4 protein-coding genes are annotated in these 2,682 nt (G+C 39.5%); 1 reads left to right on the top strand and 3 read right to left on the bottom strand.

All coding sequences use genetic code 11. The features are described 5' to 3' along the window. The 3 genes from ACOVO2_RS08540 to ACOVO2_RS08530 all read right to left on the bottom strand — a co-directional run. The coding region (locus ACOVO2_RS08540) for an amidohydrolase (RefSeq protein ID WP_421769554.1) at positions 1-755 on the bottom strand (755 nt) is incomplete at its 3' end. A gap of 110 nt (positions 756-865) precedes the next feature. Beyond that, positions 866-1,441 carry a peptide deformylase gene (gene def, locus ACOVO2_RS08535; RefSeq protein ID WP_350266108.1) on the bottom strand — a complete coding sequence of 192 codons (576 nt, stop codon included), beginning with the start codon at positions 1,439-1,441 and terminating at the stop codon, positions 866-868. Between the two features lie 8 nt (positions 1,442-1,449). After that, complete coding sequence (locus ACOVO2_RS08530) at positions 1,450-1,914, bottom strand: GNAT family N-acetyltransferase (RefSeq protein WP_421769553.1); 465 nt, start codon at positions 1,912-1,914, stop codon at positions 1,450-1,452. 20 nt (positions 1,915-1,934) lie between these two features. On the opposite strand from ACOVO2_RS08530, the gene lipB reads away from it, so the two are divergent. Continuing rightward, positions 1,935-2,651: a lipoyl(octanoyl) transferase LipB gene (gene lipB / locus ACOVO2_RS08525; RefSeq protein ID WP_421769552.1), complete on the top strand. Its 717-nt coding sequence runs from the start codon at positions 1,935-1,937 to the stop codon at positions 2,649-2,651. Positions 2,652-2,682: the final 31 nt, after the last annotated feature.

The raw sequence follows: 2,682 nt of genomic DNA, 5'->3' as shown, positions 1-2,682 counted from the left end.
GGAAAACGTTGGCGAAACTCGTCGAGCGAAGAGCGGTCGAGTGTGTGGTGGTGAATAACTTCGTTATCAATTTCACGGAAAAGTACTTTTCCAGTAAAATCAATCACCGCCGAATTGCCCGAGTGCGGAAAACCATTACCATCTTCACCCACACGATTTACACCTACCACATAACTTTGGTTTTCGATGGCACGAGCTACCAAAAGCGAATCCCACGGATACATACGCACTTGAGGCCAGTTGGCTACGTAAATCAATAAATCATAGTCGAGATTGACATTTCTGCTCCAAACAGGAAAACGTAAATCATAACAAATAAGCGGACAAATCTTCCAGCCTTTAATTGTCTTGATGAGTCGCTTAGTGCCTTCGGCATATACATCATTTTCTTTCGCCATTCTAAACAGGTGGCGTTTGTCATAGGTATCAACTTCACCTTCAGGTGTTACCCAAAGCAGGCGATTATAGTAATTTTCTCCTTCCTTAATAATCACACTTCCCGTAATGACCGCCCCAGTTTGTGCCGCCATTTGCTTCATCCAACGAGTTGTTGTGAGGTTCATGGGTTCGGCAAATTGCTCGGCTTTCATCGAAAAGCCAGTCGTAAACATTTCGGGCAAAATGATTAAATCAGTAGGCTCATCAATGTCAAAAATCTTTTCTTCAAGCATAGCCAAGTTCGCCGTTGGGTTTTCCCAATGGAGATTCGTCTGAACCAACGAAATTCTTAGATTTTGGCTGCTATTTTCTGACATTTTTCTGATTTTAAATTAATATAGAACACAGATTGTTATGATTTTTATGGTAGTTTATGATAAAATCTTGACGAATCATATAAAATCATAATTATCAGCGTTCTATAATTTTACTTCGGAAACTTCATGCGATACTCAATATCCACATCACCTTTGGTGATATTGGTGAGTTTTTTCTTTAACATTTGTTTTTTCAACGATGTTAGGTGGTCGGTGAATAAAATACCATCAATATGGTCATATTCGTGCTGAATAATTCTTGCTGCTAAACCCTCATAAGTTTCAGTATGTTCTACCCAATCGGTATCAAAATAACGAATCGTAACAAACTCTGGGCGATACACATCGGCTCTCACCCCAGGAATACTCAAACATCCTTCTTCATAAGCCCATTCGTCGCCATCTTCTTCCAAGATTTCAGCGTTGATAAACACTTTCTTGAAATCAATCAATGATGGGTCAATGTCTTCTTCGGTTTCTGCACCTTCGTTGATAGGAGTGCCATCAACTACAAAAAAACGAATATCCATGCCAATCTGCGGAGCTGCCAAGCCAACTCCCGATGCAGCGTACATGGTCTCAAACATATCGGCCGCTAATTTCTTAACATCCATTTCTCCTTGCACAATATCACGGGCTTCTTTTCTCAGAACAGGGTCTCCGTAGGCAACAATTGGGTATATCATCTTCTTTACTATTTATCTATTTTTAACATTTTTCGGAGAATGATTCTGTTATCTTCGATATTCTCCTTTATCTCTATATTTTCAATTAAAAAGCCATTTTTCAAGGCAAAAATCAGCATCGCTCTGAAACGATTGCGAGTTTTGAGTGTTATAGAACTAAAACCTTGTTCAGAAACCCATTTTTCTTGTTCGTCTGCCAATTGGGTAGCAATCCCATCTTTTCGGTTTTCGGGCAAAACTCCACCGAGCCAACTATAAAAACTACCATCTCGGTAGCGGTCATATCCAACTTTAAAGCCTACGACTTGCTGGTCTTTTTCAGCAACTAAAATCAAGTATTGTGTGTTTGATAATCGTTGGAGGTAGCTTGCTTCGTCGTAATTGCCACTCGAAAATTCGGGTATTTTTTCAGAAATCTCAATACATTCGGCAATTGTACCTTCACGAATAATTACATTTGCATTGGCGTTCATACTACAAAGTTACGAAACTGATGAATAATAATCTTAATAAAACAGTACAGTTTATTGATTTAGGTCTGATTGATTATCAAGAAGGCTGGGATACGCAAGAAAAACTCTTCGCTGAAATCATAGATATAAAAGTTAATAACCGAGGAATAGCCCCCGAAGAACAAAAAATTACGCCTAATTATCTGCTTTTTTGTCAGCATCCGCACGTATATACGCTCGGGAAAAGCGGAAAAATAGATAATCTTTTGCTCAACGAAGAAGGTTTGCAGGAAAAAGAAGCAAAATTCTACAAAATTAACCGTGGAGGAGATATTACCTATCACGGGCCTGGGCAATTGGTCGGTTATCCGATTCTGGACTTGGAAAATTTCTTTACTGATATTCATCGCTATATGCGTTTTTTGGAAGAAGGTGTAATTCTGACTTTGGCTGATTATGGAATCGAAGCGGGAAGAATTGAAGGGCTAACTGGCGTTTGGCTTGATGCAGTCGAGCAGAAAAATCCAAGAAAAATCTGTGCAATGGGCGTAAAATCGAGTCGTTGGGTAACGATGCACGGTTTAGCCTTAAATGTAAATACCGATTTGAATTATTTTCAAAATATAGTACCATGCGGCATCGACGACAAAGCTGTAACCTCAATGGCTACCGAACTCGGAAAACTACTTGATGTGCAAGAAGTTGGAGCAAAACTAAAAGGTCATTTAGGTCGCCTTTTTGAAATGGAGTTTGCATAAGGATTTACCACAGAGGCACAGACGGTTCGCC

The sequence above is a fragment of the Emticicia sp. genome (genome assembly GCF_049241225.1).
Lineage (GTDB): Bacteria > Bacteroidota > Bacteroidia > Cytophagales > Spirosomataceae > Emticicia.
The sequence above is the reverse complement of the archived record's forward strand: the minus strand, read 5'-3'. Positions and strand labels throughout refer to the sequence as shown.